Genomic DNA, 26,553 nt, shown 5'->3' on the forward strand with positions numbered 1-26,553 from the left:
CAATGAAAGGCCGCTCCCGAAAGAGCGGCGGTTTTGCATACGCTAGCACACTATGCTACAAAGGTGATCCCTCAATGAAAGGCCGCTCCCGAAAGAGCGGCGGTAAGCGCGCGATCGGCTGGCGGCTGAAACAGGTGTTCACCCTCAATGAAAGGCCGCTCCCGAAAGAGCGGCGGTTGCTGCCGTCTTCGCGTACTTCGTCGTGCCAGTAGACCCTCAATGAAAGGCCGCTCCCGAAAGAGCGGCGGTTCCGAGTCGGAGCAAAACCCGGGGAGAAAGTCGTGGTCCCTCAATGAAAGGCCGCTCCCGAAAGAGCGGCGGTAGACCCCGGAAAAATAGGGCCATATACAGCGGGTTTGCTGGAGGTTCCGAGCGCAATAGGAATAATAGCAGTTTTGAGGTTGATCTTTTGCCTTCACTATTGAGTTCTCACCTTTGACATGCGGTTTCCTTCTGCGAGCGTACCCTGGGGTTTTCGTTACACCGGAGCGCTCGCAGGACAAGCATGACCTACAAAATTAGGACATCGTTGTCGGTCACCTCCCGCGACTTCCCAAGGTACCCGAAGCGTTGCTCATTGAGTTCGGCAACTCTTCCGAGATCGCAGAAGAGGATGGAGTCCTCGTCCGAATCAATGAGCTGTTCCAGTTCGGACTTGAGCTGCAACAATCGGGCGGGTGAGATGTCCACGATGAATACACTGTACTGCACTCGATCGCCGTATTCCTGCAGGGTGGTCGCAACGCGGTCGCGGCGACGATCGTGGATGATGTCGTAGCAGATAAGCGTTCTGCGTGCGTCGTCTCTGCTCATCGGACTGTCACTCCAACGTAGGAAGGCTGCACACCAGTGAGCACCCCGAGAATCATCCGGGCTTGGATCTCAATGACTCGGCGCCACGTCACGTCATAACCGAACAGTGGGTGCTGAATACTGGTCTGCACTCGGCGTTCGAACGCGGCGATCACCTTCTTCCTCGCGCTGTCGCGTAACCGAGCAACGTCCTGAATGTAAGTGAAATCCGTTGCTTTAATCTCTCGGCGGTTGATCATTGAGATCACCACCGAGTCCGCGATAGGAGCACGGAACTCCTCCATCAGATCTAGGGCGAGCGCCGGTTTGTTTCGCCCACTGCTGTGCAAAAACCCCGCGTGTGGGTCTAACCCGCAGGTGAGGATCGCTCGGATCACTTCCGTACGGAGCAGCCCGTAGGCGTAGTTCAGCAAGATATTGATGGGGTCGGCAGCTCCTCTGCCATGCCTTCCGGCCCACTCCCACTCGAGTGCCTCCATGCGCTTGCTACTGAGCATTGTTGGAAAGCTCTTGAAGTACGCAGCAGCTGCGTCGCCTTCAATACCGAAGAGCTCGGGAATGTCACCCGCAGTTGATGCGCGCTCTGCCTCGTTCAGGAGAAACTGCACTGCATCGGGTGCATCGCCGTTGCGTCGAAGCAGCGTTGCTTGGTTGGCGATCTTTGCTGTGATCATCCCGCGCGCGATGGTGAGATCCCCGTTGTGGCTCCGGACGTGTTGCTCCACGCGCGCTGCTCCATTAGGGCCGTCGGCGGGCTGCGACATTCCGTAGACCCGCCCGGTAGATGAGCACCAAACAACCGGAACGTCGTTCCAGAGCAAGTTTCGATGCAACGCGCTGGATAGGTCGATGTTGCCGTGGACTACTACGCCTTGAACGCGCGCTAGCGGGGCGTCGGCAAGCTTTTCTCCTTCCTTTTCGACGACCACTCTGCCCCGCCGAATGCTCGCACGAGAACCCTGCGTGGTGAGGTGAAGTACCTGCCCATCGGGGTCTGCGGCGTGGATTCTGCGGCGGGGGTTTCCTCCGTTATATTCATCCGGCAGACAAACGGAAAAGTGGGAGCAACGCGCGCAGCGTTCGTCGTTCACAAGTGGCACCGGAGCATGCGAAGAGTCAACGATGTCCCGCGTCCTTGCAACCATGCGAGCTGCGTTGTCCACATCGTCCTCGGTGAGCTCCACGCTCACGCGTCGCCGATGATCAGTGAAGTAAATCGCCTGATCAACGACGGAGAAGCCCGCCTCGCGCAGGCACTCCCTCTGTAACGTAAGCTGCAGTCGGTTCGCTGGCGTCACAACCGCTCGCCTGCGCACTGGTGTGGCTTTGTGCTCCACCAAAGCCACCTCGTGCTCGTCAAGAAACTCGACAGCATCTGCTTTCCCAACGAGTCCGAGCGCTTCGCATCGAAGCGGATACGACGTGAGGCGCTGCGACCGAGAGTTCGCTGCGTTATCTACCGCCTGATGAGCCACGTCGCCTGCCTGCATCTGCTGAGTAAACGTAGTTTCCCCGTTTGCCTCGAGCCAGGTGCGACGCTCACAGTAGGCGGTGTGCAGCACCAGGCTGATCGGCAGGAAGTCCTCTTCTGCAATCACAGTAGTTGGACCCTTCCTCGCTCGAAGTAGCGTTCGGGCGCCTTTGCCGGACTTACATAAATGCGGAATGTTGCGGCTGCTGGCACACCGTACGCGCGTAAGGACGCAATCGCTTTCTCCGGGAGGACACCTTCCTCTGTCTTCCCTTCCGCTTGGGCGCCAAAGGCGTTGACTATGTCGCTCCACGAGGAAGACAACACGATGCTTTCGGACCGCTCTGGGCTTATCGGCGTAGTTGGTACTGGTAATACAGCCAACTGCGGATGGTGGGCGGTATCAGGGTAAGCCCCAGGAGTGAACGTCACGTGCGAAGTGCGGGGCGTAATCGGGTACTGCCCGATGCCTATGAGCGCTGCAAAGGCGAGCGCCAGATCGGTTTCTCCGGGAGGGGTGAATCCCGATGGCGTTCGGGACGCGTCACCGCCAAATGGGTCTTCGATCTTGTCGCCCTGCCAGCCTGCCAACACACGTTCCGGGTCCCATGATGCGAGCTCTTCGACGAACTTCGACAGTTTCTGGGAAACGAATTCCTCGCCAGCATTGCGGGTCTTCATTTCCCAGCGGGACGCCCCGTTATCAGGACGAGGGTCCTTGCCGTTGAACCTCCAGTAGGCAGCTTCACCGAGAGCCTGGATGAACTGCAGTCCCAACATGTCTGACTGCTCTTGCAGCTGGTCGAGATCCTTCGATCGAGCCTCCTGGTGGCGACTCCAGTCCTCGGGGAACTTGGTGGGATTGATCGCTTTAAAGCGCGGACTGAAAGGAGAGAATGTTCCTTCCCCGTACTGGACTTGGGTTGTAGCCCAACCGTCATGCCAGTTCCGGCTGATCTGCACTGTTGCTTCGGCAAGCTCAAGCGGAGTGACGTCCTCCATTTCGAGGATGCCTTTTGGAGTCGGGTCGTTGTTCCAATGGATGGTCACCGCTCCATCAGTGAGCGATCTTGCAATGAGGCTAAGACCTGCAAGAGCGAAGTGGGTCAGTCCCGAGTAAACATCGCCTGCGACTGTGATTGAGTGTTTCATCGTCCTTCTCCTGAAATCTGAGCATCCGCAGCGCGCTCAAGGGACTCGCACAGCGCGAGGGTGTAAGCGCCGAACTTCCGCGTGAGGGTTCTGACGTTGCTCTCCCACTGCCCTTCTGTAAACAGTCGGTGAGCAGTTTCAGACCTTGGATCGAGCTCTTCGCCGGTGTGCGGGAAGAGGTCGCGTCCTCTGCCGTGGCTTGCCCCAACAATGTGGACGACAAGTTCGTTGATGCGCTTATCGCCGGACAGCCGCTTCTCCTCAGCAACAACTGCTGAAAGTTGTTCATGGCGCCAGCCGATAGGCAGCTCCGATCCCGCCTTCGAACGAAGGATCTCCTGACGGCTCCGAGTGAGGCTCTTTGCCCAGGGGCGTGTGGCATCAGGGTTCTTCAACATGCGTTGGAATCGAGGGTCTCGTTTTCCTTCATCATGCAGTTCAGCAGCGGTGACAATGTGTTGAGCAAAGGAGCCCTCCACCCCGAGGCCGTCGCAGATCTCACGCGCGCGTTGAGCGACGTCACGCTGATGGTCTGCAAGCGTCGGAGGCGTTTCGCCGCCTGGTTGCACGCTAGGCGTCCACTCCTGAATCGTCTCGGAGTCTGCTCGCAGTATCTTCGACTCGCGCCGGATGATCCAGGCAGCCATGTCGCCGCGCGGATCCTCGACGATAGAAGTAGAGATTTCGATACTCGGTGCCTGTGCTTCGTCGTCAGGGAACCGGGAATACCACAGCTCTGTGAACTCCGTCGGCGTCAGCTCGTGCGCGGCACGGAATAACTCGAGGTCGAGTTCTCCCTGATCCTTTGGTAGATACACCGTAACCCCATCGATGGCGGCTTCTTCGGGTGCGTCTTTGTCTCCTGCCGGGATCGACAAGACTTGCTCAGTAGTGATTGGGATATCAGCGGTGACAATGAGGACGTCGCCAGGCTTGAGGTCCTTGACCTCCTCCAATACTTCAATCTCGCCAGCGCGATAGACGAGCTGCGGAATTGCGTGATCGGGACCTAGTGTTTGGGCAACCTTTGAAGCGACCTCTCTAACCGTCGTGATACTTCCTGGAAAGACCTCATTCGCAGTCGGAGGGATCGTTCGAAGAAGCTCGATGGTTGCTTCTGCAGTCTTAGCTACTGTGTGACGGACTACTACCCCGGCCTGCGGAGTTTCGTCGGAAAGGTCGTCACGAAGCCAAAACTCGAGTTCCATTGGGTGAGCGTGACGCTCCGAGGACTTTGCCAGGAGCTCGACATCGCGGAACTCGAGGCGCTGGTACAGCAGGCGTCGCGGATCTGTTGCTGGTGCCGCGTATTCGCCCACCCTAGCCGGGTTGATGTCTTCTCCGTCCTCGAACTGGTTGATCCATGTAAGCCCATTACGTAAATCTTCTGCTGTATATGGGGGACAGTCCCGCTTTGGGGCCGCATCCGCTGTTGGTTGCAGAATGACCAGCTCAGCGTCATCGTACTTTCCGAGCCGGTTGAGTCGGCCAATACGTTGCTGAACTGCGGTTGCTGGGGCAAGTTCTGTCACCATGTATTGGAAATCAACATCAACTCCTACCTCGAGCGTCTGCGTTGCTACGACAACATCGACGTCAGGATGGCCCTTCGGAGTGAAGATCCCCGGATAGGTTTCCTCGATGTCTTCCAGGTCGTGCGGCCGCAAACGACCGACCAGAAGTACTGCACGAATCTTTGATTTCTTCAGCGCGGCGGAGATCTTGATCGCTGTGTCCACATGGTTCACGATGCAACCGATGGTGCCCGTTCGGGCCTCGTCGTTGAGCCACTGCTCTATGCGCTCTATCGCGCCGTCGACGACGGCGCGATTCCCCATCTTGCCGTTCCACTTCGGAAGCTGCTCATGGGTGATGCGCTTCGTGGCGTGAAGACGCAGATGGAGAGCGTTGTCGCGAGGAAACTCAAGGTCATTGGGATCTACTCCGATGGAGGAGTACTCGGTATTGTGTGTAGACGGCGTCGCCGTTGTTTCGACTACTTGGAGTTCCGGAATCCCCGTTTTAGCTCCTGCTTGTTGGATATCTCGAATACGTCGCGCCGTTACCAGCAGTTGCCTATTGAGGTGTGCTTCATCGAGTACCACAACGGAGTCCATCGTCATGAGCGCGGTTTCACGCGGACGCGCATACAGTGTTGAACCGTAACCCTGGAAGAGCGCGCGTGAACCCCACATATCCGGCGTTGAGGCAATGACGGCGCAGCTCGAGAAGTCGCTCACAGGAAGTGAACGTGAAGTCAGACCGCCACGAAGCACTGACGCAACAAGCGGATGTCCTTGACGGTTGCCGCTGAATGTCTGGAGCGCAGATGCCACTCGAAGAACAACATCCGATGCTGCTGCAGGGTCCTGCAGCGCCTCTTTGAGCATTGATTGGATAGAGAGTGCCCGCTGGTACTGGTTGTCCACAAGGCCGCGCCGGTTGACAACGGTATGTAGTCGACGTGGAATCCTGGGCGCATTCCCACACGCACTCAGCGCGTTGAGGAAAACGTGAACATCGACGACCGAAGACTTACCGGCGCCTGTTGGAGCAACGATTTGGTCTGGCCACACTCCGTGTTGCACGACGTGGCTGACGAGTGCGCATTGCCAACTGAAGGGTTTGTGTCCACCGTTCAGCGCTGCAAAGAACTCGTCGAAATCATGTAACTGTACTGGTTCCATCATGACTCCTCTGTCTGTTCTGGAACGGGAAGCTCGATGTCGAAGGGATACAGCAGTCCCCCACCAAGGTGACGTGACTGGCCGAGCATGATCGCTGCTTGCGGAGGGTGCAACCGCCCCAAGTCGAGAACAGCATCGTACGGCTGTACGGGCACGCCCTTCGGCGAATGGTGCGCGAACCTGCGCACGGAGCGTGTGACGAGTTGAGTCTTGGCCACAATGACCTTGTGTTGCGCCACCTGGTCACGAAGAGAGATGTACCGCTTCGGCCCCTTCCCTTCTATGTTGAACCTGTCACGCCATACGAATCCCGCCGAGACCAGTGCTGAATCCGCGAGACTCCATTCTGAGTCCTTATCGCGGATTCGTCGCATCTCAGGCACGATGGGCATCTCGGTCGCCCAGAGACGGTGCTTGCCAGCTGCCGGTGCCGGCCAGAACCGGGTTCCAGATCTGGTGGTGTTTGCAAAGGAAACACCGATTTTCCCTAAGCTACTTGACCATAGGTGCTTGATATGTACAGCTTCCTGTACTTGCTGCAGCTCTTCCGGCGAAGCACCGTTGGGTACAAAAAGCGCCAGTAGAGGGCCGTTTTCTCCAAGCAGTTGGGCAAGCTTTGTCGGGATGTACTGGATGGAAAGTCGGTTTGCCGGAGGCAACACACCTTTGTTGTATTTCCCGGTAATCAGGGGTGCAGCGCCAAAACCAATCCGCGAAATCAGTGCCTTATGCATGCTGAGACACAACGCGACACGGTCACGTTTGTCGACTTCTCGATCGAGATTGAACAAATACGCCGTCGCCCACGGTGCTGTTTCTGGTTCGCCTTCGATGGGCTCGTACCAAGTTTCACCGATTGAAGCCTCTGACGGCTTTTCACTCGTTGGTTTCTGACCTTTTGAGAACTTGTCACGGCTCAGTGATGGTGGTTTGGCTTTAAACCGCGCGTTATACGCAGCGATCAGCGCGTCAGTTCGGCCTTCGGCTGGAACAGCGCGCGAGTGAGCCTCGCGCGTGAAGCAGTTCGCCGTCGGGGAAAGCAGCAGGTTCGGTTCAAAGCGCTCGGCGCTAATCGTGACTACGCTGTGGCTCTCGCCGAGGTACGGCACATCCTCAGCAAGGGCTGTGAGCGTTTCAGCAACATCCTCTGGCACGTCGTGCCACATGAAGCCGTAGTAGTCACGGACTGCTACGCCGTCAGAAATCGGGCGTGCTTCCACCTTTTTGCGAATTGAATTCTTCGTAGCGTCGAACGTTCCTACATCCCTGTACCCAATTCGGTGGTGACCACCATTGAGCAGCAGTGTCTCGGGCTGATACAGCCCGTTCGGTGGGTGTTTTTCAAGCCATCGCAGTGCTTTGAGCGACGCATCAGACGGTTGACCATCCTCGGACGTAGGCCCCTGACCAGCAGCAGCGAGAAGCGCAGCATGTAGACGTAGGGGTGACGGCGAGTTTTCGACGGACCCGTCACTCCGATGCCCGTAGTAGGTGCCCAAAGGAAGCGACGCTTTCAACGTCAATTGGGCCATGATTATTCATCCTTTTCGCTTGGTTCGGCTGCGCCGGCGTAGATGTCAGGGTTGCCTACCACTTCGCGGATCTGACCATGCCAGTCAGCGACTCCAAGGGCCTCAGCGTGGTCGAGTGCCTCCTTGAGTAGCGCGTCAGCAGCCTCAATGGAGAGCGGTGGTAGCTCTTTTTTCTCGCCGTAACGCAGGTCAAGCTTGACGACAGGCGCTGCGACTTCAACGAGATCACAGTTGGAGCGGTAGTACAGTTCTTGCTCTGCACGGGCGATCAGCGCGAAGCCGAGGGCCGCGATGAGTGCGCGACCAGCAACGTTTTCTTCAGGGGTGCCACCGAAGCTGATCTGGCGCAGCGCCGTGAAGCTGAGTACCCAGGAGCGAATCACGCGGGAGCAGGACACTCCTCCCAACGGATCGAGGGTGGGTGGCAGTGCACCGACGCCGACTGCGGAGCCCGAGAAGGTCTCACCCTTCTTGGCCTTCTTCAATTTGTCCTGAGTATCTTTGACTTTTTTCTCCGAGAGCTTGTCTGCCTGGTTGTCAATGATCTTCTTGAAGGCTGCTGCATCCAGTTGTACCGATGCACCTACTGGGTCAACACGTGCGCCACTGCGCGCTCCCTGCTGTTCGGATCCTGGCCGACTCTGATCTGCCAGCACACCAATGGTCTCTCCGGTAATCGATCGACGGATTCGAACTTGGTCTTCTGGTCGGACAGAGTCCCAACCACCGCACAGGATAGCTATCGGTGCAGTGTTGAGGAGTGCACGGTAGTTACGTGGTTTCGAGTTTCGAATCTCTCGGAACCAGTCGGCCTGCGTGACGGGTTTCCCTTCGTAGCTTCCGGCGCGGATGTGGCCGTCAGCAAAACGGTGCGGCAGGTCAATATCGGTGAGGGTCTCATCGCCATAAGACAGGGCAATGCGCGGAATACGGGAAATCAGTGGGTCTCCGTCAAGGATGGAGTTGCTGATGGCCTTTTCGCCACGGTTAGTTGACGACGCGATGCCGTCAATAATCACAACCTCATTCGGTTTTTTGTCGATGTACCTGGTTTCAAAGGCGAAACACTGCGAGTTGCCCTGCACATATTTCGCCGGAGTGATGGATGCGTGTGATCCGGCTGCTGCAGAGAGTTCTGTTACGGATGACCAAGCTGATGGTCCGCCAGGCTTACATGCTGCAAGAAGCTCTTCTAGATTCAACATAAGTGATCCTTTCGAAAAGTTGTGCTAACCCACGTCCTTAATGTCCGGGAGGGTTTTTATACTTGGGCTAGCGCTTTGGGAGCCAACGTTTGTTGGTTAGTTCCAATGTATCAGAACACTCCGACAAAACCGCTCAAGCGGAAAGAGAGTAGTGTTAATTGGAGTGAGCCACGCGACGGCGTATGGGTGTCTTCACTTCACCAAGCGGAGAGAGATCCTCAATGAAAGGTCGCGTGACGAACTTCAAGGCTACCCCACCCGAGAGGGTTGTGGCATTACTAGCAGGATCAAACTCTAAAGGAGGAAATCGAGAGGGAAGCCCGGTCAGAATGCCTGGTGCAGCAACCCAATCATCACGATCTTGTTGCCGGATTATCCTTTGGAACGTGGACTAGCATTCTCCCGCACCCGAGCGCAACGAGTAATAGCAATGCCAGGCTATGGCTCTGGAACAACGCCCTGAGTGTTGGTTTCAGTAATGAACCGAAAGAAGCAATATATCGGTGGTCCCAAGAGGTGAGGCAAATGAGAAATCGTGCGAGTCACCTACGTCCAATGCTTGATACAGACCGGCTGCTGAAGTTCCACAAGTATTCAATTCGTCTGCTTCGAAGCATTAACGAGGACTTTGGCCAAATTGTCGCAGGATTTGCGTTCATCCCTAATGTGATTAAAAGTAAGCCTCTCTAACCCCCCAACCAAAACAGCCCGCGCCGTACCGTAGTACCGCGCGGGCTGCCCCACCATGGGCCCCACCAGGCCCTTTAGGTTCGGGCCCCACCAGACCCGAAAGGAGGTCGTCACGCTGTTGCTGTCATCAGAGACTAGCAATGTGACAGGCAATGGTGACTGACCGCGTTCCATGGTACCCGGTTGGCGCGGTGGGGGCGAAGTGGGCGTCGGAAAGCGAAAAGTGGGGCGCAAGCAAAAACGCAATTCTGTTCACAAAATCTCGAGCAAACTCATCATCACTACCTGTCCCCCTCCAAAAATGACGCCTACAATCAAACTTTCCAATTCCACAACCAGAAAAGGACCGTTCATGGACCTCGTAAGGCTCTTGCGCAGGCACGCGCGCCCGTACCGCGGCGCGATGCTCGCGGTGGTGTTGCTGCAGGCAATCACGACTGCGGCGACGCTCTACTTGCCCAGCCTGAACGCAAAAATTATCGACGAAGGCGTCTCCCAAGGTGACGTCCCCTTCATCTGGCGTACCGGCGGCGTGATGCTGGCCGTGGCGTTTGTGCAGGTGATCGCGGCGTGCGCGGCGGTGTGGTTCGGGTCGAGGGCCTCGATGGGCACGGGCCGTGATATCCGCGAGGAAGTGTTTGGTCGGGTGTCGCGATTCTCGGCGGAGGACATGTCGCACTTCGGCTCGGCGACGTTGATTACGCGCGGGACGAATGACGTGCAGCAGGTCCAGCAGGTGTTCCTGATGTTCTTGAACTTTATGGTGGCGGTGCCGATCATGATGGTCGGCGGCGTGGTCATGGCGGTTCGGGAGGATCCGGGGATGAGTTGGCTGGTCGCGGTTTCTGTCGTTGTGTTGGCGGTGGTCGTGGCGGTGCTGATCGGCCTGCTGCTGCCGTTGTTCCGCTCGATGCAGTCGAAGATTGACCGTATTAATGGCGTGCTCCGCGAGCAGATCGCGGGCGTGCGCGTGGTCCGCGCGTTTACGCGGGAGGAGTTCGAGTCCGAGCGTTTCGACGCCGCCAATGCCGACCTCACGCGGTTGAGTCTGCGGATCGGCAATTTGTTTGTGATGATGTTCCCGCTGATCATGCTGATCCTGAACCTGGCGACTGCGGCGGTCCTCTGGTTCGGTGGCCACCGCGTGGATGCGGGTGAGGTGCAGGTCGGGTCCCTGACGGCGTTCTTGCAGTACCTCCTGCAGATCCTCGCCGCGGTGATGATGGGCGCGTTCATGGCGATGATGCTGCCGCGCGCCCTGGTGTGCGCCACCCGTATCACGGAGGTGTTGAAGCACGAGCCGTCGCTGACCGAGCCGCACGCCAGCACAGCCAGCGCAGCCAGCGACCCGGCAAACAGCACCGTCACCTTCGAGGACGTGACCTTCACGTACCCGGGCGCAGAGGAACCGGTGCTGGACGGCGTCTCCTTCCAGGCCAACCCTGGCGAAACAACTGCGATTATCGGTTCGACGGGTTCGGGCAAGTCGACGTTGTTGGGTTTGATTCCGCGCCTCTACGCGCCGACGGGCGGTCGGGTGCTGCTTGGTGGTCGGGATGTGGCGTCGTTACGCCGTGAGCAGCTGGTGGATGCGGTGGCGATGGTGCCGCAGAAGCCGTATTTGTTTTCGGGGACGGTGGCGTCGAATTTGCGTGTGGCCAGCCCGGATGCGACGGATGAGCAGCTGTGGCGGGCGCTCGAGATCGCGCAGGCCACGTTCGTGGATGATTTGGAGATGCCGATTTCGCAGGGCGGCACGAACGTGTCCGGCGGGCAGCGGCAGCGCCTGTGCATCGCGCGCGCGATTGTGGAGCGGCGCGGCGTCCTCCTGTTCGACGACTCTTTCTCCGCCCTCGACATGACCACGGACGCGCGGCTGCGCAAGGCGCTGGCCGAGCACGTCGCCGACGCGACGGTGATCGTGGTGGCGCAGCGTGTCAGCTCGATTCAGAACGCGGACCAGATCCTGGTCCTCGACGCTGGCCGTATCGTGGCCTGCGGCACCCACGATGAGCTGCTGCAGTCCTCGCCGACGTATCAGGAAATTGTCCGTTCCCAGCAGACGGTGGAGGCAAAATAATGGCAAAGGACCACGTCGAGTTGACCGACGAGGAAATCCAGAAGCTCGAGGGCTCCATGGACGGCCACTTCGGCGGCGCCCCGCGCTCCGCGAAGAACTTCTGGCCGTCCGCGAAGCGGCTGGTCGGTCTGCTGGCCCCGCACAAGGCGATGTTTGCCCTGGTGGTGGCGCTGGTGTGCGTGTCCGTCGGGCTGAATGTGTACGCCCCGCGCGTGATGGGCCACGCCATGGACGTCATCTTTTCGGGCGCGATCGGCGCCCACTTGCCCGCCGGCGCGACCCAGGAGCAGGTGATTGAGGGGTTGCGCGCGGGCGGCCAGGACACGTTCGCGGACATGCTGTCCGGGATGGATGTGACTCCTGGTGTGGGCGTCGATTTCTCGCGCCTCGGCCAGCTGATCCTGGCGGTGTTGGCGCTCTACGTCGGCGCGAGCCTCCTGATGTGGCTGCAGGGTTTCCTGCTCAACCGCATGGTCATGCGCGAGATTTACCGCCTGCGCGCCCAGGTGGAGGCGAAGCTGAACCGGGTGTCGTTGAGCTACTTCGACCGCGGCCAGCGCGGTGATATCCTGTCGCGCACCACGAACGACGTCGATAATGTGCAGCAGACGTTGCAGCAGGCGCTGTCGCAGGCGTTGCAGTCGGTGCTGATGGTGTTGGGCATCATGGCGATGATGTTTACGGTGTCGTGGCAGCTCACCCTCCTTGCCCTGGTCTCGATTCCGTTGACGGCGCTGGTGGTTGGGGTGATCGGTAAGCGTTCGCAGCGGCACTTCAAGCAGCAGTGGCGCGCAACGGGCCAGCTCAACGGGCACATTGAGGAGTCCTTCTCCGGCCACGAGGTGATCACGCTCTTCGGCCGCCAGGACGCCTCCCAAGAACTTTTCGACGCCCGCAACCACGACCTCTACACCGCCTCCTTCTCCGCGCAGTTCCTCTCCGGGCTCATGATGCCGATCATGCAGTTCATCTCCTACCTCTCCTACGTCCTCATCGCGGTTTTCGGTGGCCTGAAGGTCGCCAATGGTTCGCTCACGCTCGGCGCGGCGACGGCGTTCATCCAGTATTCGCGCCAGTTCAACCAGCCGCTCGGGGAGCTCGGCGGTATGGCTCAGATGGTGCAAAGCGGCGTCGCGTCCGCCGAGCGCGTCTTCGAGTTCCTCGACGCCCCCGAGGAGCCCCGCGAGTCACACCCCACCCCCACACGCGCCTCCGGGCACGTCCAATTTATCGACGTCCACTTCTCCTACACCGACACTCCCCTCATCCAGGACCTCAACCTCGAGGTACAACCGGGCCAGAAAGTCGCCATCGTCGGGCCGACCGGAGCCGGCAAAACCACCCTGGTCAACCTGTTGATGCGCTTCTACGACATCGACTCCGGCCAGATTCTCCTTGATGGCGTCGATACGCAGTCGATGTCGCGCCAGGACCTGCGCAGCCAGGTCGGCATGGTGCTTCAGGACGCCACCCTCTTCGAAGGCACCATCCTGGAAAACATCCGCTACGGCCGCCTCGACGCCACCGACGACGACGTCATCGCCGCCGCCAAAGCCACCCTTGTCGACCGCTTCGTGCACACCCTCCCCGACGGCTACCACACCGTCATCGACCAGGACGGCGGCGCCCTCTCCGCCGGCGAACGCCAACTGATCACAATTGCGCGCGCCTTCGTATCGAAGCCGTCCCTGCTCATCCTCGACGAAGCCACCTCCAGCGTCGACACCCGCACCGAGCTGATGGTGCAGCACGCCATGGCCGCCCTCCAAGCCGACCGCACCAGCTTCGTCATCGCCCACCGGCTCTCCACCATCCGCGACGCCGACCTCATCCTGGTCATGCAGGACGGCCACATCGTCGAGCAGGGCGATCACGCCTCCCTCCTCGCCCGCCGCGGCGCCTACTGGGAGCTCAACCAGGCTGGTTTCGCCGAGGGCTAGGCCCCTCGGAGGGCGCAGTGCCAAAGGACGCAACCCCCTTTTCACGACCTGGGCTTTTACCCCCTCCCCCAACAGGAATTGCGTCCTTTGGCACTGGCGCCCCCACCCCGAACATAGTTTCGTCTCACGTGCCTGCCGTGTCGGGTCCCGTTCGTATCCTGATACTTGCAACCCCCAGCAACTACCAGAGAAAGGAACCCCTCATGGGTCAGGCATTACGCGCGCGGGCCCGCGGCGCCATGTACGGCCAGATCATTGGCGATAACCTCGGCGCGATCGTCGAGTTCTCTTCCCCCGCGCAGATCCGGCACAATTTCCCGGACGGTGTCCGGGAACTCACTGGCGGCGGCCCATTCAATGTCGCGCCGGGCCAGGCCACCGACGACTCGGAGCTGGCGCTGGCGCTTGCCCGCAGCATGGTGCGCTGCGGCGGGTACGAAGAAAAGGACGTGTTTGAGTCGTATGTGCGGTGGGCGGCGTCGTTCCCGCCGGATATCGGCAATACGTGTGCGGCTGCGCTTCGGCCGCCGTTTGAGCCGAACTCAGCAAGCAAGTCGAACGGTGCGTTGATGCGGGTCAGCCCGATCGGCATCGCGTACGCGCACGACCCGCAGCTGGCCGGCGATCATGCCCGCACCGACGCTCGCCTCACCCACCCCAACGAGTACCCGGTGGCCGTCAACGGTATGTACTGTGAGGCGCTCGCCCGCACGATCAGCGGCGAGGATCCTCGCGAGGCGCTGCTCGCGGCGGCTGAGGATGAGGCGTCGACAATTAGGGAGTTCATGCAGCACCTTCCCGAGGACGTCTATAGCCATCAGATGGGGTACGTGCAGTTCGCCTGGAATATTGTGTGCTATTTCGTCGCGAACGGTACCTCTTTCGAGGAGGACCTCGTCGCGATTGTCGGGATGGGCGGCGACACCGACACAAACGCCGCGATTGCCGGCGCGTTCCTGGGCGCGGTGTACGGGGAGGAGGGGATTCCTCTCAGGTGGCGCCACATTATCGACGCCTACTCCACCCACAAAGCGAACCGCCCCGAGGAGTTTTCCGTCGAGGGCGCCCTCGACCTGGTGGACGCCCTCCTCGCCTAGCCGCGCACCACATTCCCGTTTTTTGAGAGGGCACCTCCGCGTTTCCCCAGGTCGTCAACTCCACGAGGGGGAATCTGGTGCACTCCCCCTCACCCCAGTGCCAAAGGACGCATCCCCCTTTTCACGACCTGGGCTTTTACCCCCTCCCCCCAACAGGAATTGCGTCCTTTGGCACTGGAGTCCTCAGCAACTATTCGTCCGGGTTCCGGATTTCCACGTAGTCGGGGTCGTGCCAGTCGACGTTGACGTTGTCCTTGGTGTCCAACCCCTGGTCGGCTTCCTCGGGCACCTTGGCGAAGATGTTGCGGCGGGCGCGACCGGCGCGCAGTTGGCGTTCGACTCGTTGGGCGAGGACGGTGAGTCCCCAGTTGATGAGGATCATGATGATGGCCACGACGGCCAGCGAGGCGAGGAAGTTCTGGTTGGCGGATGCGCTTTGGATGCCGGAGCGGACCACTTCGACGTAGCCGATTTGGTAGCCGAGTGCGGAGTCCTTGAGCGCGATGATCATTTGGGCGATCAGGGCTGGCAGCATGGCGGCGATGGCTTGGGGCAGCAGGATGGTCCGCATGGTTTGCGGGTAGGTCAAGCCGAGTGCTTCGGCGGCTTCGGTTTGGCCTTTGGGGAGGCTCTTGATGCCGGAGCGGAGGATTTCGGCGATGACGGACCCGTTGTACATGGTGAGCCCGAAGACGACGGCGGCGAACGCCAGGTGCTTTGGCGGGGCGAGGTGGTAGATGGCGAAGAGTTGGTAGGCGAAGATCATGAGGAGGAGCACTGGGATGGCTCGGAAGATCTCGACGATGACGCCACATACCCAACGAACAAAACGATTGCGGGAGAGCCTGCCTAGGCCGAGGAGGATGCCGACGGCCAGCGCGAGCAGGATGGATGCCACTGCTGCTTTGAGGGTGCCCATGAGGCCGGGGAGGATGTAGGTGGTCCAGGTTTGGGAGTTGAGGAACGGGGTCCATTTGGAGGCGGCGAGTTGTCCGTTGGCCTGCAGTTTCCAGAAGACCCATGCGGCAATGCCGAGGCAGACGGCGAGGCTGATGCCGGTGAGGATGCGGTTGGTGCGGCGGCCGTTGGGGCCGGGGACGTCGTAAAGTACTGTTGCGCGGACGCTCATTATTTTTTCACCGCCATGCGTTCGGAGAGGGCGCCAAGGGCGAGGCCGGTTGGCAGGGTGAGGATGATGAAGCCGAGTGCGAAGATCCCGAAGATGGGGAAGAGCATGTTGGCGTGGTTTTCGATGGTGGATTTCATCAGGAGGGATGCTTCGGCGACACCGATTGCGGATGCGATGGTGGTGTTTTTCGTTAGCGCGATGAGCGTGTTGCCGAGTGGCACGATGGCTGCGCGGACGGCTTGGGGGAAGATGATGTTGCTGAATGTTTGGCCGAAGCTGAGTCCGAGGGATCGGGCGGCTTCGGCTTGCCCGAAGTGGACGGTGTTGATGCCGGAGCGCAGCGATTCCGCGACGAACGCCGAGGTGTAGATGATGAACCCGAGCACGGCGAGGCGGAAGTTGTTGTCTACCAGGAAGGTCGCGGACTCTCTATCGGCAAGCGTGATGCCGAGGTTTTGGTAGAGCCCGAAGGAGCAGAAGATGATGATGAGGGTCAGCGGTGTGTTGCGCACGACGTTGATGTAGAACGTCGACATCGCGCGCAGCACGGGGATGGGTGCGACTCGCATCGCGGTGAGGATCGTGCCCACGATCATGGAGCCGATTGCTGAGTAGATGGTGAGCTTGATGGTCAGCCAGAAGGCTGCCCAGAGCTGCGGGCCCAGGTCGGACCAGAGTGTGGACATGATGTTCCTGCCTTAGGGGGTCTTACTGTTCGATGAAGGAGAGGTCGCCAGGGGTGCCGGCGTCGACTGCGTCGTCGCCGCCAAGATTCTTATTGACGAGGGCGTCGAACTCTCCGGACGTTTGCAGTTCTTTGAGCGCGTTGTTGATGGCGTCGGTGCCTGCGGTGTCGCCCTTTGCCAGGCCGATGCCGTAGTACTCGTCGGTGAATGGTTTGCCGTCCTTGGTCATTTCGACGACTTTGAAGTCGCCTGGGGTTTGGGCGGAGTAGCCGAGCAGGATGGTGGCGTCGGTGGTCATGGCGTCGATGTTGCCCTGGCGGAGTGCTTCAACGCAGGAGGAGTAGGTGTCGTACTCCTGGAGCTGCACGCCTGGCAAGGCGTCCTTGACTTTCTGGGCTGGGGTGGAGCCGGTGACGGAGCAGAGGATCTTGCCGTCGAGGTCCTCGAGGCCCTTGATGTCGGTGTTGTCGTTGCTGACGAGGAGCGCCTGGTGCGTGACCAGGTATGGTCCGCCGAAGTTGACGGATTCGGAGCGGCCCTTGTTGATGGAGTAGGTCGCCGCGATGGCGCCGACCTCGCCGTTCTGGATGAGGGTTTCGCGCTGTGCGGATGGGCTTTCGCGCCAGGTGATGGTCGGTTCTGCCCAGCCGTTCGCCTTCGCGATGTGGTTGACCACGTACGTCGCCACGTCGACGTCGAGGCCGGACATGGTGCCGTCCGGGTTACGCAGGCCGAGGCCCGGCTGGTCATACTTGGTACCCAGGGTGACCTGGCCGGATTCGATCTGGCCGAGGAGGTCGGTGCCTTCGCCGGCACCGCCGCCACAGGCGACGAGGGTTGCGGCAGCAGCGGAGAGCGCGGCGGTGAGTGCGGCGTAACGGATGTTCATGGTGTTGTCCTTTCGGTTAGTGGGCCAGGATTTTGGCCAGGAAGTCTTTCGCCCTGTCGGTCTTCGGGTTGGTGAAGAACTCTTCGGGTGTGGCGTCTTCGATGATCGCGCCGTCTGCCATGAAGATGATGCGGTCTGCGACGCGCCGGGCGAAGCCCATTTCGTGTGTGACCACGAGCATCGTCATCCCCTCGTTGGCGAGGTTGGCCATGACATCAAGCACTTCATTGACCATTTCGGGGTCGAGGGCGGAGGTGGGCTCGTCGAAAAGCATGACTTTGGGTGACATGGCGAGCGCCCGCGCAATCGCGACGCGCTGCTGCTGCCCACCCGACAGTTGCGCCGGGTACTTGTCCGCCTGATTCGCGATGCCCACGCGGTCCAGCAGCTCAATCGCCCGCTTCTCGACGTCCCCCTTCCCCTGCTTCCGCACCTTCAACGGACCAAGCGTCACGTTGTCCTTGATGGTCAGGTGCGGGAACAAGTTGAAGGACTGGAACACCATCCCGACGTCCGCCCGCAACTTCGCAAGGGCCTTGCCCTCCTCTGGCAGCGGGACCCCGTCGATGGTGATGGTGCCTTCGTCAATCGTTTCGAGCCTGTTGATCGTGCGGCACAGCGTCGACTTCCCCGACCCCGACGGCCCGAGCACCACCACTACCTGGCCTTTCGGCACAGTAAGGTTGATGTCTCGGAGCGCGTGGTAGTCGCCGAAGTGCTTCTGTACACCCGCTAGATCAATCATGGCTTCACTGGAGCTATTGCCCGACCCACTCTGGGCAGTGAATGTGCTTTGTGTCATACCGGGCAGGTTAGTGGCCTGGCACACACTTTGTATAGTTCTCGGGTGCTTTTCGCCCGAAAGTTCACCCCCACTCCCCGAACTGCGCGCCTAATTCCCTTCCGGTTCGCAGCCAACCTGGGCTTTTGTCCTCACCCACACGAGGAATTGCGTCCTTTGGCACTCACTCCCCTGTCGCGCGCACCACATTCCCTCCCGTACCCCCGCCGACCTGGGCTTTTATAAACCCGGCCGCCAAAATTCAGGAATTTGGTGCGCGTGTCCCCCGCCCAGACACCACATTCCCGTTTTCCGCCAGACCCCCTCGGCGTTTCCCCAGTTCGCCAACTCCACGAGGGGGAATTTGGTGCGCTCCCCCTCACCCCAGTGCCAAAGGACGCAACCCCTTCTTCGTGACCTGGGCTTTTACCCCCTCATCCAACAGGAATTGCGTCCTTTGGCACTGGCACCCCCAAAAAAACTAGATCTCGAACCCCTGCCTCCTCGCTACGTCGAGGGACCCATCCTGTGGCACGGCGTGCGTCGGCAACCCTGCGCGGACTTGGCGGAAGAACTTGTCGGATCTGCGGTTTTTGTCGCGGAGGTCGTAGTAGGTGGTCATCTCCTGGTCGTACTCCGCCAGCGCCTCGGACCAGCTCGCGGGGGCCTGGTAGGTGTTTTCCATGACGCGAAGCCGCGCCGGGATGCGTGGTTTGAGTTGTGGGTCTTGGGCGGGCCAGCCCAGGGTCAGCCCGACGACCGGGAAGGTAAAGCGTGGCAGTTCCAGCAGGTCAACGACGGCTTGGAGGTCGTTGTGGATGTTGCCGAGGTAGTTGGCTCCCATCCCGAGCGACTCCGCCGCGTTGACGACGTTTTGGGCCATGAGGCAGGCGTCGGTAAATCCTTCGACGAAGGGGCGGGTGTGCCCCGCCGCCGAGGGGTCCTCCAACAGCGCCGCGTTGCGCGCGGTGTCCACGATGAACAGCAGGTAGACGGGCGCGCGCCCGACGTATTCCTGCTGCCCGATCTCGGCCAACCGCCGCTGCTTGTCGGCGTCGGTGACGTGGATGATGCTGGCTTGTTGCAGGCCGCGCGAGCTCGCTGTGCGCATCGCGACTTCGAAGAGCTGGTCCAGCACCTCCTTATCGACGCCCCTCCGTTCAAATTCGCGGATCGTCCTGTGCCGTAGCTGGTGTTCGATGGTGTGGTTCATGCCCACACGCTACTTGAAATCGGCTACCCGAGCTCCTCCCGAAGCACATCGCGAACGATTTCGGCGACGTGCTGCGCCTGGGTGCCGGTGCCCTGCTCGACTTGGGTGCGGCAGGAGAATCCGTCGGCGACGACGGGCCCGTCGTGTTCCCTCACGCGCGGGAACAGCTCGCGTTCTCCCAGTTCGAGGGACATTTCGGCGTGGCCGTCTTCGAAGCCCCAGTTGCCGGCGAGGCCGCAGCACCCGGTTTGGATCTGTTCCTCGTCGTAGCCGAGCGCCGCCAGGATCAGGGAGGACTGCTGCGGGTCGCCGAGTGACTTCTCGTGGCAGTGGACCTGGGTGAGGATGCTGCCGCTGTGCTTGCGCACCTTGCCCTCGGCGACGAGCGCCTGGATCTTCGGGGCGACGATTTCGGCGTAGGTGTGGGTGGCTTCGGCGAGTTCGCGGACGGCGGGGTCGGCGGTTTGAGTGGTGGCGTCGTGTTGCAGCATGACGGTGCACGACGGTTCCAGCGCGACGACCTGCAGCCCTTGGTCGAGGTACGGCTTGAGCACGTGCGCGGAGTGCTCGAGCACGCGCCGCGTCATCGCGAGTTGGCCGGTGGAGTGCCAGGTCAGGCCGCAGCAGACGAAGCCGTCGGGGATGATGACTTCGTAGCCGAGCATCTCCAGCGTTTCGACGGCCGCTCGCGCCGGGCCGGTGTTGAGTTTGTTGTTGAAGCTGTCGGGCCACAGCACGATCCGCTCACGCGAAGCCCCCGAACCAGCCGCACCCGAACGCTTCCGCGCCCACTTCTGCAGCGACTCGGGTGCGAAGCTGATGAGCGGCCGCCCGGTGTCGACGCCGCCGAGTTTCGCGACGGCCGTCGATACGCCGGGGGCGTGGAGAGCCCAGTTCGTGATGCGTGGCACGAGCGGGAGTTTGTGGGCGATGTGGCTGAGGATTGGCAGCCAGCCCATGAGGTAGTGGACGCGTGGGCGGACGCGTCCGGCGTAGTGGTCGTTGAGGAACTCTGCTTTGTAGGTGGCCATGTCCACGTTGACGGGGCATTCGGAGGCGCACGCTTTGCAGGAGAGGCACAGGTCGAGGGCGGTGGTGGCGTCGTCACCTGTGATGGTTTCGCCGCGGAAGAGTTCGGAGAGGATGCGGGCGCGGCCGCGGGTGGAGTGGATTTCGTCGTGGGTGATTTGGAAGGAGGGGCACATGGAGCCGTCCATGGAGCGGCAGGCGGAGACGCCGACGCAGCGGTTGACGGCGTCGGTGAAGCTGCCGTTGTCGCGTGGGAAGAGCTGGACGGGTGTGATTTCGTGGGTGCGCTGGGCGGGTTCCATACGCAGGCCGTCGGTGACGGCGTCGGCCCAGACGAGGACACCGGGGTTCATGATGCGTTGCGGGTCGAAGAGCAGTTTGAATTCTTCGAAGATGGCGCGCATTTCGGGGCTGTACATGGTGTGCAGCAGGGATGAGCGTGCGCGGCCGTCGCCGTGTTCGCCGGACAGGGACCCGCCGTGCTCGGTGACGAGTGCGGCGGCGTCGTTCATGAAGTTGTTGAAGTTGGTGATGCCCTCTGTTGAGTGGAAGTCAAAACTGATGCGGACGTGGACGCAGCCTTCGCCGAAGTGGCCAAATGGGATGCCGCGGTAGCCGTAGGTGTCCATGAGGGCGTAGAGTCCGCGCAGGTAGCTGGCCAGGTTTTCGGGCGGTACGGCGGAGTCTTCCCAGTTGGGCCAGGCTTCGCCGCCGTCGGGGAGGCGGGTGACGGTGCCTGCGGATGCTTCGCGGATGCGCCACAGCGCGCGGGCTTCGGCGTGGTCGCTGACCACGACGGCGCCGGTGTGTTCGACGGTGGTGGTGAGTGCTTCGGCGGCGGCGATGGCTTCTTCGAGGGTGTCGCCTTCGGTTTCGCAGTAGAGCCAGCCGCCGGCGTGGGGTTGGCCGGGGAGGTTCTCGCCGGCGTGTTCTTGCCCGTTTTTGCTGCGTAGCGCGTCGAGGAGGTCGCCGCCCATGCCTTCGATGGTGGCCACACCGGGTTGGCGCAGTTTGGGGGCGGCGTCGGCGGCGGCGAAGACGTCCGCGAAGGACAGTACGGCCAGTGCGGTGTACTTCGGCTTATCGACGAGCCTCACGGTCATCCGCGTAATCACCCCGAGGGTGCCTTCGGATCCGGCGATGGCTTTGGCCATGTCGGTGCCCAGGTAGTGCAGTCCGTACCCGGAGACCTGGCGGGGGAAGCGCCCGAGTTCCCGCTGGATCAGTTCCTGGTTTCGGGTGTAGAGGGCGGAGAGGGCGTCGTGAAGCGTGGGGTCGTCGCAGCCGTCGGCGCTGAAGGTGACTTCCCTGCCGTCGGCGAGGGCGAGTGTGATGTCGACGAGGTTGTCGGCGGAGGTACCGTAGGCCACCGAGTGGGAGCCGCAGGCGTTGTTGGCCACCATGCCTCCGATGGTGCAGCGGGAGTGGGTGGAGGGGTCGGGGCCGTAGGTCAGGCCGTGGGGTGCGGCGGCGTCGCGGAGTTGGTCGCAGATGACGCCGGGTTCCACGGTGGCCGTTTTGGCCTCGGGGTCGATGTCGAGGATGTGGTTGAAGTAGCGGGAGGTGTCGATGACCAGGCCGTCGCCGATGGCGTTGCCCGCCACGGAGGATCCGCCACCACGCCCTACGATGGACCAGCCGCGTTCGCGTGCGTAGGCGATGCCGTCGAGCACGTCTTGTGCGCTGCTGGGTTCGAGTACTGCCGCCGGGACGCGTCGGAAGAGTGATGCGTCAGAGGAGTAGGCGGCCCGGGTTGGCATGTCTTTGCGGAGCTTGGCCTGGATGGCGTGTGGCGTGGTGTTCATGCGTGTCCTCTATTATTCTGCGCTGTTTTCGTCGCGGTGCTCGTGGAACTGCACTTCTTTGTCGCGTTTGCGTTGTTCGCGTTGTGCTCGGAGCGCTTCGGGGCGGTAGCCGAGTACGAATGCGGATACTGCACAAAGTGTAGCTGCGCCGAAGACCCATGGCGCGAGCGCCGCTTTGGCGCCGGTGATGGTGTCGCCGCTGCCGGTGACAAGACCGACTGCCTGAATGCCGACGAGCGCGAGCCCGCCGAGGAGGAACGCGGCGAGGAAGACGTAGAACAGGATGGAGAAGAGCTTGAAGATTGGGTTCATGGTTTTACACTCCTGGTACGTAGACGGGGACCAGTCCCATGCCGACGAGCCACGCCAGCAGGATCATCGGCAGGACAAAGTAGATGATGAGCGGGATGAACATCTTGGTCGGGTTGGCTTCCGCCATCGCGGCCGAGAGGTAGATCGGCGCGCCCACGGGTGGCGACGCCCCCTCCGTCGAGGTGCACAGCAGGGTGACGACGATCGCTACCGTCGGGTCGATGCCCACCGCGGTGAGCGCCGCGACTGCCGGGGCACCGATGGCGGCTGCCGTCGCGGTGGAGGACAGTGGGGTTGCCACGACGACGGCGAGCACGCCGACGACGAGGATCATGACCCACTTCGGCAGGTCCATTGCCCCAAGCGTGTTGGAGAGCTGGTCGCCCACGCCGAGTTCCTCCATGATGGACGCGGCCGCGAGCGCTGCGAACAGCGAGATGCCCACGGTGGCGAAGCTCGGCAGGTCCCGGACGATCTGTGCCCTGAACTGGGCGTTGTTGCGGCGGATGCGGCCCGCGCCCTCAATGAGGGCGATGAGCGTGATCAGCACCGGCACCCACACGATGATGGAGATGGCCTTGATGCCGTCCTCGCCGACGCCGGTGGAGTTCTTGAACCAGTTGGCCAGCGGGCCGATGGTGAGCAGCACCGGGATGATGATGCCGAGGAAGATCGACGGCGAGCGCCACCCTTGCGCCCACGCCTGCCCGAACGGCACGATCTGGTCCTTCGGGGTCTTGGGGATGCGGTCCTTCTTGGTCCAGAAGAACACGACTGCCAGGCGGTACAGCACCGCGTACGCGCCGGCGCAGGCCAGCGCCACGTACACCTGGCTTGCCGACGACGCCGCAGCCGCCGGCATCGCCAGAATGATGAACATGGTGGAGTTCGGCGGCAGCGCCACGCCCAGGCCGGAATTACCGGCGACCAGCGTCGCTGCCCTGTTGGAGGAGAAGCCGGTCTGCTTCATCCACGGGATGGTCACGGAGCCGACCGTGGCGGAGTTGCCGGCGGTCGAGCCCGCGATGAGTCCCATCATCGCCGAGGCCAGGGTGGACACGTAGCCCGCCCCGCCGCGCAGCCGGCCGAAGATCGAGTTCAGGATGGTAATTAGCCTGTCAATCAAGCCCGTCGACTGCACAATGATCCCCATGAACACGAACGCCATACCGGCGAACGTGACCTCCGAGGAGACGGCCTTTTTAATTCCCAGCCACAGCAGCTCTGGCGCCCTCGTTCCGCCGACGAGCGCCACGCCGACCAGGCCGATCAGCAGCGCCTCTGCAATATTGCGTTTTAGCAAAACATTGAACACAACCGTGATCGCGATGAACACTATCAACGCAACGATGCCCATGTTCACTCCCTTCAACTCCAATTAGTGACGCGGCACACATTACGCGCTGCATGTTGCTGTAGCTACAAAATCCAACTAATTATCGACGCCACCCCTCCCCCACCAACGCAAAAACCCGGGCGGGTGCGTTGCTGCACCCGCCCGGGTTTGACCCCCAGTAGCGGTTATTTTTACTTCGCCGGCACGTTCACTTCTGCCAGGTCGGTGCCGTCCGGGTTATCGATGCTGACTTCCCACTGCAGTACGCCGTTGTCTTCGTCGAGCTCGGCGGAGTCGAGGATGCCGTCGTGCTGGTTCAGCGCATCCTTGATGGCGTCCTCGATCGCGACGGTGGCCTGTCCGGCCTTGGCTACGTCCTCAGCGTCCTGCTCGGACTCCTTTTCCATCACGTGGTTGCCGTCGACAAGCAGTTCAACGATCTTGTCCTCTGCCGCGACCTTGACCTCGAAGGCGTTGGTGTTGTCCTCGCGGTCGATGGAGATGACGGTGCCGAATGGGCGCGCGGCCTCGATTGCCTCGTACGCGGCGTCGTTGGTGGCCTCGCCCGCGCTTTCCGACGCCGCAGCCGTGGTCGTCGTCGCCACCGTGGTCTCCGGAGCCTCCGTCACGGTCTTCGTTGCTGGCGCCTCAGTGCCGCCGTTCGAGCAGCCTGCGAGCAGTGCCGCCGCGGCCAAGACTGTCAGTGTGCGTTTCATGATTGCTCCTTCGTTCGGGTTCAGAAAGCCCCCACACTACCTGTTTTGGAGGTAGAGTGTCGCACAACAAAGGTTCACAAACGCGGAGGAAATTCACCATGACCGATGTGGAAAAGATTGAGCGCGACACGCTTCTACCTGCATATTTCGGCGAGTTCGGCGGACAGTACGTGCCCGAGCCGCTCTACCCGGTGCTCGATCAGCTGGAGCGCGCCTTCGTCGAGGCCCGCGAGGACAAGGAGTTTCTCGACGAGCTTTCGCGCCTCCAAGCGAAGTTCCTCGGCCGGCCGACCCCGGTCTACGAATGTGCCAACCTGCCGAGGGTGGGAGCGTCGAAAATTTTCCTGAAGCGTGAGGACCTCGCGCACGGCGGCGCCCACAAGGGCAACCAGGTGCTGGCGCAGGCGCTGATCGCGAAGCGGTTGGGCAAGAATCGCCTCATCGCAGAGACCGGCGCCGGCCAGCACGGCACCGCCACCGCCATGGTCGCAGCGCTGATGGGTATGGAGTGCACGATTTACATGGGCGCGCAGGATGTCGCCCGCCAGCAACCGAACGTGCGCCGCATGCGCCTGATGGGTGCGACCGTCGTCCCCGTCACCAACGACGCCGGCGGCTCCATGTCCAACGCCATCGACATCGCCCTGCAGGACTGGGTCGAGCACATCGACTCCACCCACTACGTCCTCGGCTCCGCCTGCGGCCCCCACCCATTCCCGACCCTGGTCAAGGAGTTCCAGGCCGTCATCTCCCGCGAGTCCCGCCAGCAGATGCTCGAGGACACCGGCCGACTCCCCGACGCCGTCATCGCCGCCGTCGGCGGCGGCTCCAACGCCATCGGCGCCTTCGCCGAATACCTGAAGGACGAGCCCGGCAACGCCGACGTCAAACTCATCGGCGTCGAACCCGCCGGCGAAGGCCTGGACACCGACCGCCACGGCGCACCGCTCAACCACGGCAAGCTGGGCATCCTGCACGGCTCCCGCTCCTACATCGTCACAGGTCAGGACGGCGAAGTCCTCCCAGAGTCCTTCTCCGTCTCCGCTGGCCTGGACTACCCAGGCGTCGGCCCCGAGCACGCCTACCTCCGCGAGATCGGACGTGCCCAATACGTCGCCGTCACCGACGAAGACGCCCTCCAAGCTTTCCGACTCCTCTCCCGCTACGAGGGCATCATCCCCGCCCTCGAGTCCTCCCACGCCCTGGCCTACGCCCTGAAGCTCGCCGAAGTCGCCGACGCCGACGGCCACGAGCTCAACCTCCTGGTCAACCTGTCCGGCCGCGGCGACAAGGACCTCGACTACGTCTACAACATCCTCGGCGACCAACTCTTCGACGACCCCGAGCAAGCCCCCATCGGCGACCTCCACATCAGCGAAGTCCTCGCCTCCATGACCAGCTCCTCCAACGAACGCGAGGCCGGCCACACCGTCGCCCACTAGTTTTGGGTTCTTGAGGGTCCCTCGTGGGGCCCTTTTTTCTTCCCGCGCCTGCCTGCGCGTTCCCTGTGCATGGCCTGTGCACCACATTCCCTTTGGACGTTGCGGCGACCTGGGCTTTTCCGCCCGCCCCCTCCCAAAATCCCGGAATCTGGTGCGCGCCTCCTCGCAGCAGTGCCAAAGGACGCAATTCCATCTGCCGGATCCGGCAAAAGCCCAGGTCGTGAAAAAGGGGTTGCGTCCTTTGGCACTCACTCGGTTGGGAGGGACACCACATTCCCTCCCGCCCAACCTGCGACCTGGTCTTTTGTCTCGGCACTTTCCCGAAATCCTGGAATTTGGTGCACACTCCCTCCAGCTCGACACCAGATTCCCTCTTGGCGTTGCGGCGAACTGGGCTTTTATCAAGGCCCCTCCTAAAACCCTGGAATTTGGTGCGCGCCTCCTCGCAGCAGTGCCAAAGGACGCAATTCCATCTGCCACATCCAGCAAAAGCCCAGGTCGCGAAAAGTTGGTCGCGTCCTTTGGCACTCACTCGGTTGGGAGGGACA

Annotated in this window: 19 protein-coding genes and 1 CRISPR repeat array; of the genes, 4 read left to right on the plus strand and 15 right to left on the minus strand. The window is 61.4% G+C overall.

What is annotated here, in order from left to right:
* A CRISPR array of direct repeats spans positions 1-322; the repeat unit is 32 nt; unit sequence CAATGAAAGGCCGCTCCCGAAAGAGCGGCGGT.
* 188 nt (positions 323-510) lie between these two features.
* The 6 genes from cas2 to cas7u are packed head-to-tail and all read right to left on the minus strand — an operon-like array spanning position 511 to position 8,860.
* Entirely contained in the window at positions 511-813 is a 303-nt protein-coding gene (gene cas2 / locus HMPREF3170_RS06630; RefSeq protein WP_070478654.1) for a CRISPR-associated endonuclease Cas2, read from the minus strand.
* Entirely contained in the window at positions 810-2,411 is a 1,602-nt protein-coding gene (locus HMPREF3170_RS06635) for a CRISPR-associated endonuclease Cas4/Cas1 (RefSeq protein WP_070478655.1), read from the minus strand. The genes cas2 and HMPREF3170_RS06635 overlap by 4 nt, the downstream gene beginning before the upstream one ends.
* Positions 2,408-3,436 (minus strand): hypothetical protein, encoded by a 1,029-nt coding sequence (locus tag HMPREF3170_RS06640; RefSeq protein WP_070478658.1) that lies wholly within the window; start codon positions 3,434-3,436, stop codon positions 2,408-2,410. The genes HMPREF3170_RS06635 and HMPREF3170_RS06640 overlap by 4 nt, the downstream gene beginning before the upstream one ends.
* On the minus strand, positions 3,433-6,126 hold the full coding sequence (gene cas3u, locus HMPREF3170_RS06645; RefSeq protein WP_070478660.1) for a type I-G CRISPR-associated helicase/endonuclease Cas3g: 2,694 nt from the start codon (positions 6,124-6,126) through the stop codon (positions 3,433-3,435). Before cas3u ends, HMPREF3170_RS06640 begins: the two co-directional genes overlap by 4 nt.
* Entirely contained in the window at positions 6,123-7,655 is a 1,533-nt protein-coding gene (gene csb2, locus HMPREF3170_RS06650) for a type I-G CRISPR-associated protein Csb2 (RefSeq protein ID WP_070478661.1), read from the minus strand. The genes cas3u and csb2 overlap by 4 nt, the downstream gene beginning before the upstream one ends.
* A gap of 2 nt (positions 7,656-7,657) precedes the next feature.
* A complete protein-coding gene (cas7u, locus tag HMPREF3170_RS06655; RefSeq protein WP_070478663.1) occupies positions 7,658-8,860 on the minus strand; it encodes a type I-G CRISPR-associated RAMP protein Csb1/Cas7g in 1,203 nt (400 codons plus the stop codon).
* 1,042 nt (positions 8,861-9,902) lie between these two features.
* On the opposite strand from cas7u, the gene HMPREF3170_RS06665 reads away from it, so the two are divergent.
* The 3 genes from HMPREF3170_RS06665 to HMPREF3170_RS06675 all read left to right on the plus strand — a co-directional run bounded on the left by HMPREF3170_RS06665 (position 9,903) and on the right by HMPREF3170_RS06675 (position 14,667).
* Positions 9,903-11,630: an ABC transporter ATP-binding protein gene (locus HMPREF3170_RS06665; protein WP_070478667.1), complete on the plus strand. Its 1,728-nt coding sequence runs from the start codon at positions 9,903-9,905 to the stop codon at positions 11,628-11,630.
* Complete coding sequence (locus tag HMPREF3170_RS06670; RefSeq protein ID WP_070478669.1) at positions 11,630-13,570, plus strand: ABC transporter ATP-binding protein; 1,941 nt, start codon at positions 11,630-11,632, stop codon at positions 13,568-13,570. Before HMPREF3170_RS06665 ends, HMPREF3170_RS06670 begins: the two co-directional genes overlap by 1 nt.
* Before the next feature lie 203 nt (positions 13,571-13,773).
* Positions 13,774-14,667, plus strand: coding sequence for an ADP-ribosylglycohydrolase family protein (locus HMPREF3170_RS06675; RefSeq protein ID WP_070478670.1), 894 nt, complete (start codon positions 13,774-13,776; stop codon positions 14,665-14,667).
* 190 nt (positions 14,668-14,857) lie between these two features.
* On the opposite strand, the gene HMPREF3170_RS06680 is transcribed toward HMPREF3170_RS06675, so the two are convergent.
* From HMPREF3170_RS06680 to HMPREF3170_RS06720, 9 genes are all read right to left on the minus strand, one after another.
* Positions 14,858-15,796, minus strand: coding sequence for an amino acid ABC transporter permease (locus tag HMPREF3170_RS06680; protein ID WP_070478672.1), 939 nt, complete (start codon positions 15,794-15,796; stop codon positions 14,858-14,860).
* Positions 15,796-16,482, minus strand: a complete 687-nt coding sequence (gene gluC / locus HMPREF3170_RS06685) for a glutamate ABC transporter permease GluC (protein ID WP_070478673.1) — start codon at positions 16,480-16,482, stop codon at positions 15,796-15,798. The genes HMPREF3170_RS06680 and gluC overlap by 1 nt, the downstream gene beginning before the upstream one ends.
* A gap of 22 nt (positions 16,483-16,504) precedes the next feature.
* Positions 16,505-17,371 carry a glutamate ABC transporter substrate-binding protein gene (locus HMPREF3170_RS06690; RefSeq protein WP_070478675.1) on the minus strand — a complete coding sequence of 289 codons (867 nt, stop codon included), beginning with the start codon at positions 17,369-17,371 and terminating at the stop codon, positions 16,505-16,507.
* Positions 17,372-17,387: 16 nt separating this feature from the next.
* Positions 17,388-18,116 (minus strand): glutamate ABC transporter ATP-binding protein GluA, encoded by a 729-nt coding sequence (gene gluA / locus HMPREF3170_RS06695; protein ID WP_070361658.1) that lies wholly within the window; start codon positions 18,114-18,116, stop codon positions 17,388-17,390.
* A 517-nt stretch (positions 18,117-18,633) separates the two neighbouring features.
* On the minus strand, positions 18,634-19,365 hold the full coding sequence (locus HMPREF3170_RS06700; RefSeq protein ID WP_070478677.1) for a nitroreductase family protein: 732 nt from the start codon (positions 19,363-19,365) through the stop codon (positions 18,634-18,636).
* 23 nt (positions 19,366-19,388) lie between these two features.
* Positions 19,389-22,199: an FAD-binding and (Fe-S)-binding domain-containing protein gene (locus tag HMPREF3170_RS06705; RefSeq protein ID WP_070478678.1), complete on the minus strand. Its 2,811-nt coding sequence runs from the start codon at positions 22,197-22,199 to the stop codon at positions 19,389-19,391.
* Positions 22,200-22,211: 12 nt separating this feature from the next.
* On the minus strand, positions 22,212-22,511 hold the full coding sequence (locus HMPREF3170_RS06710) for a hypothetical protein (protein WP_070478680.1): 300 nt from the start codon (positions 22,509-22,511) through the stop codon (positions 22,212-22,214).
* Positions 22,512-22,515: 4 nt separating this feature from the next.
* Positions 22,516-23,868 (minus strand): TRAP transporter large permease subunit, encoded by a 1,353-nt coding sequence (locus HMPREF3170_RS06715; protein WP_070478682.1) that lies wholly within the window; start codon positions 23,866-23,868, stop codon positions 22,516-22,518.
* Positions 23,869-24,038: 170 nt separating this feature from the next.
* Complete coding sequence (locus tag HMPREF3170_RS06720) at positions 24,039-24,563, minus strand: PepSY domain-containing protein (RefSeq protein WP_083290905.1); 525 nt, start codon at positions 24,561-24,563, stop codon at positions 24,039-24,041.
* A gap of 98 nt (positions 24,564-24,661) precedes the next feature.
* Here HMPREF3170_RS06720 and trpB point away from each other — a divergent pair, with 98 nt between their 5' ends.
* Positions 24,662-26,005 (plus strand): tryptophan synthase subunit beta, encoded by a 1,344-nt coding sequence (gene trpB / locus HMPREF3170_RS06725; RefSeq protein ID WP_070478686.1) that lies wholly within the window; start codon positions 24,662-24,664, stop codon positions 26,003-26,005.
* The last annotated feature ends 548 nt before the right edge of the window (positions 26,006-26,553 follow it).

The organism is Corynebacterium sp. HMSC08D02 (assembly GCF_001807505.1).
In the GTDB taxonomy this organism is placed as follows: domain Bacteria; phylum Actinomycetota; class Actinomycetes; order Mycobacteriales; family Mycobacteriaceae; genus Corynebacterium; species Corynebacterium pseudogenitalium.

Excerpts from the sequence above, each read along its gene's own strand:
- cas2 (WP_070478654.1), bottom strand. The coding sequence starts at position 813 with ATGAGCAGAGACGACGCACGCAGAACGCTTATCTGCTACGACATCATC.
- HMPREF3170_RS06640 (WP_070478658.1), bottom strand. The coding sequence starts at position 3,436 with ATGAAACACTCAATCACAGTCGCAGGCGATGTTTACTCGGGACTGACC.
- cas3u (WP_070478660.1), bottom strand. The coding sequence starts at position 6,126 with ATGATGGAACCAGTACAGTTACATGATTTCGACGAGTTCTTTGCAGCG.
- csb2 (WP_070478661.1), bottom strand. The coding sequence starts at position 7,655 with ATGGCCCAATTGACGTTGAAAGCGTCGCTTCCTTTGGGCACCTACTAC.
- cas7u (WP_070478663.1), bottom strand. The coding sequence starts at position 8,860 with ATGTTGAATCTAGAAGAGCTTCTTGCAGCATGTAAGCCTGGCGGACCA.
- HMPREF3170_RS06665 (WP_070478667.1), top strand. The coding sequence starts at position 9,903 with ATGGACCTCGTAAGGCTCTTGCGCAGGCACGCGCGCCCGTACCGCGGC.
- HMPREF3170_RS06670 (WP_070478669.1), top strand. The coding sequence starts at position 11,630 with ATGGCAAAGGACCACGTCGAGTTGACCGACGAGGAAATCCAGAAGCTC.
- HMPREF3170_RS06675 (WP_070478670.1), top strand. The coding sequence starts at position 13,774 with ATGGGTCAGGCATTACGCGCGCGGGCCCGCGGCGCCATGTACGGCCAG.
- HMPREF3170_RS06680 (WP_070478672.1), bottom strand. The coding sequence starts at position 15,796 with ATGAGCGTCCGCGCAACAGTACTTTACGACGTCCCCGGCCCCAACGGC.
- gluC (WP_070478673.1), bottom strand. The coding sequence starts at position 16,482 with ATGTCCACACTCTGGTCCGACCTGGGCCCGCAGCTCTGGGCAGCCTTC.
- HMPREF3170_RS06690 (WP_070478675.1), bottom strand. The coding sequence starts at position 17,371 with ATGAACATCCGTTACGCCGCACTCACCGCCGCGCTCTCCGCTGCTGCC.
- gluA (WP_070361658.1), bottom strand. The coding sequence starts at position 18,116 with ATGATTGATCTAGCGGGTGTACAGAAGCACTTCGGCGACTACCACGCG.
- HMPREF3170_RS06700 (WP_070478677.1), bottom strand. The coding sequence starts at position 19,365 with ATGAACCACACCATCGAACACCAGCTACGGCACAGGACGATCCGCGAA.
- HMPREF3170_RS06705 (WP_070478678.1), bottom strand. The coding sequence starts at position 22,199 with ATGAACACCACGCCACACGCCATCCAGGCCAAGCTCCGCAAAGACATG.
- HMPREF3170_RS06710 (WP_070478680.1), bottom strand. The coding sequence starts at position 22,511 with ATGAACCCAATCTTCAAGCTCTTCTCCATCCTGTTCTACGTCTTCCTC.
- HMPREF3170_RS06715 (WP_070478682.1), bottom strand. The coding sequence starts at position 23,868 with ATGGGCATCGTTGCGTTGATAGTGTTCATCGCGATCACGGTTGTGTTC.
- HMPREF3170_RS06720 (WP_083290905.1), bottom strand. The coding sequence starts at position 24,563 with ATGAAACGCACACTGACAGTCTTGGCCGCGGCGGCACTGCTCGCAGGC.
- trpB (WP_070478686.1), top strand. The coding sequence starts at position 24,662 with ATGACCGATGTGGAAAAGATTGAGCGCGACACGCTTCTACCTGCATAT.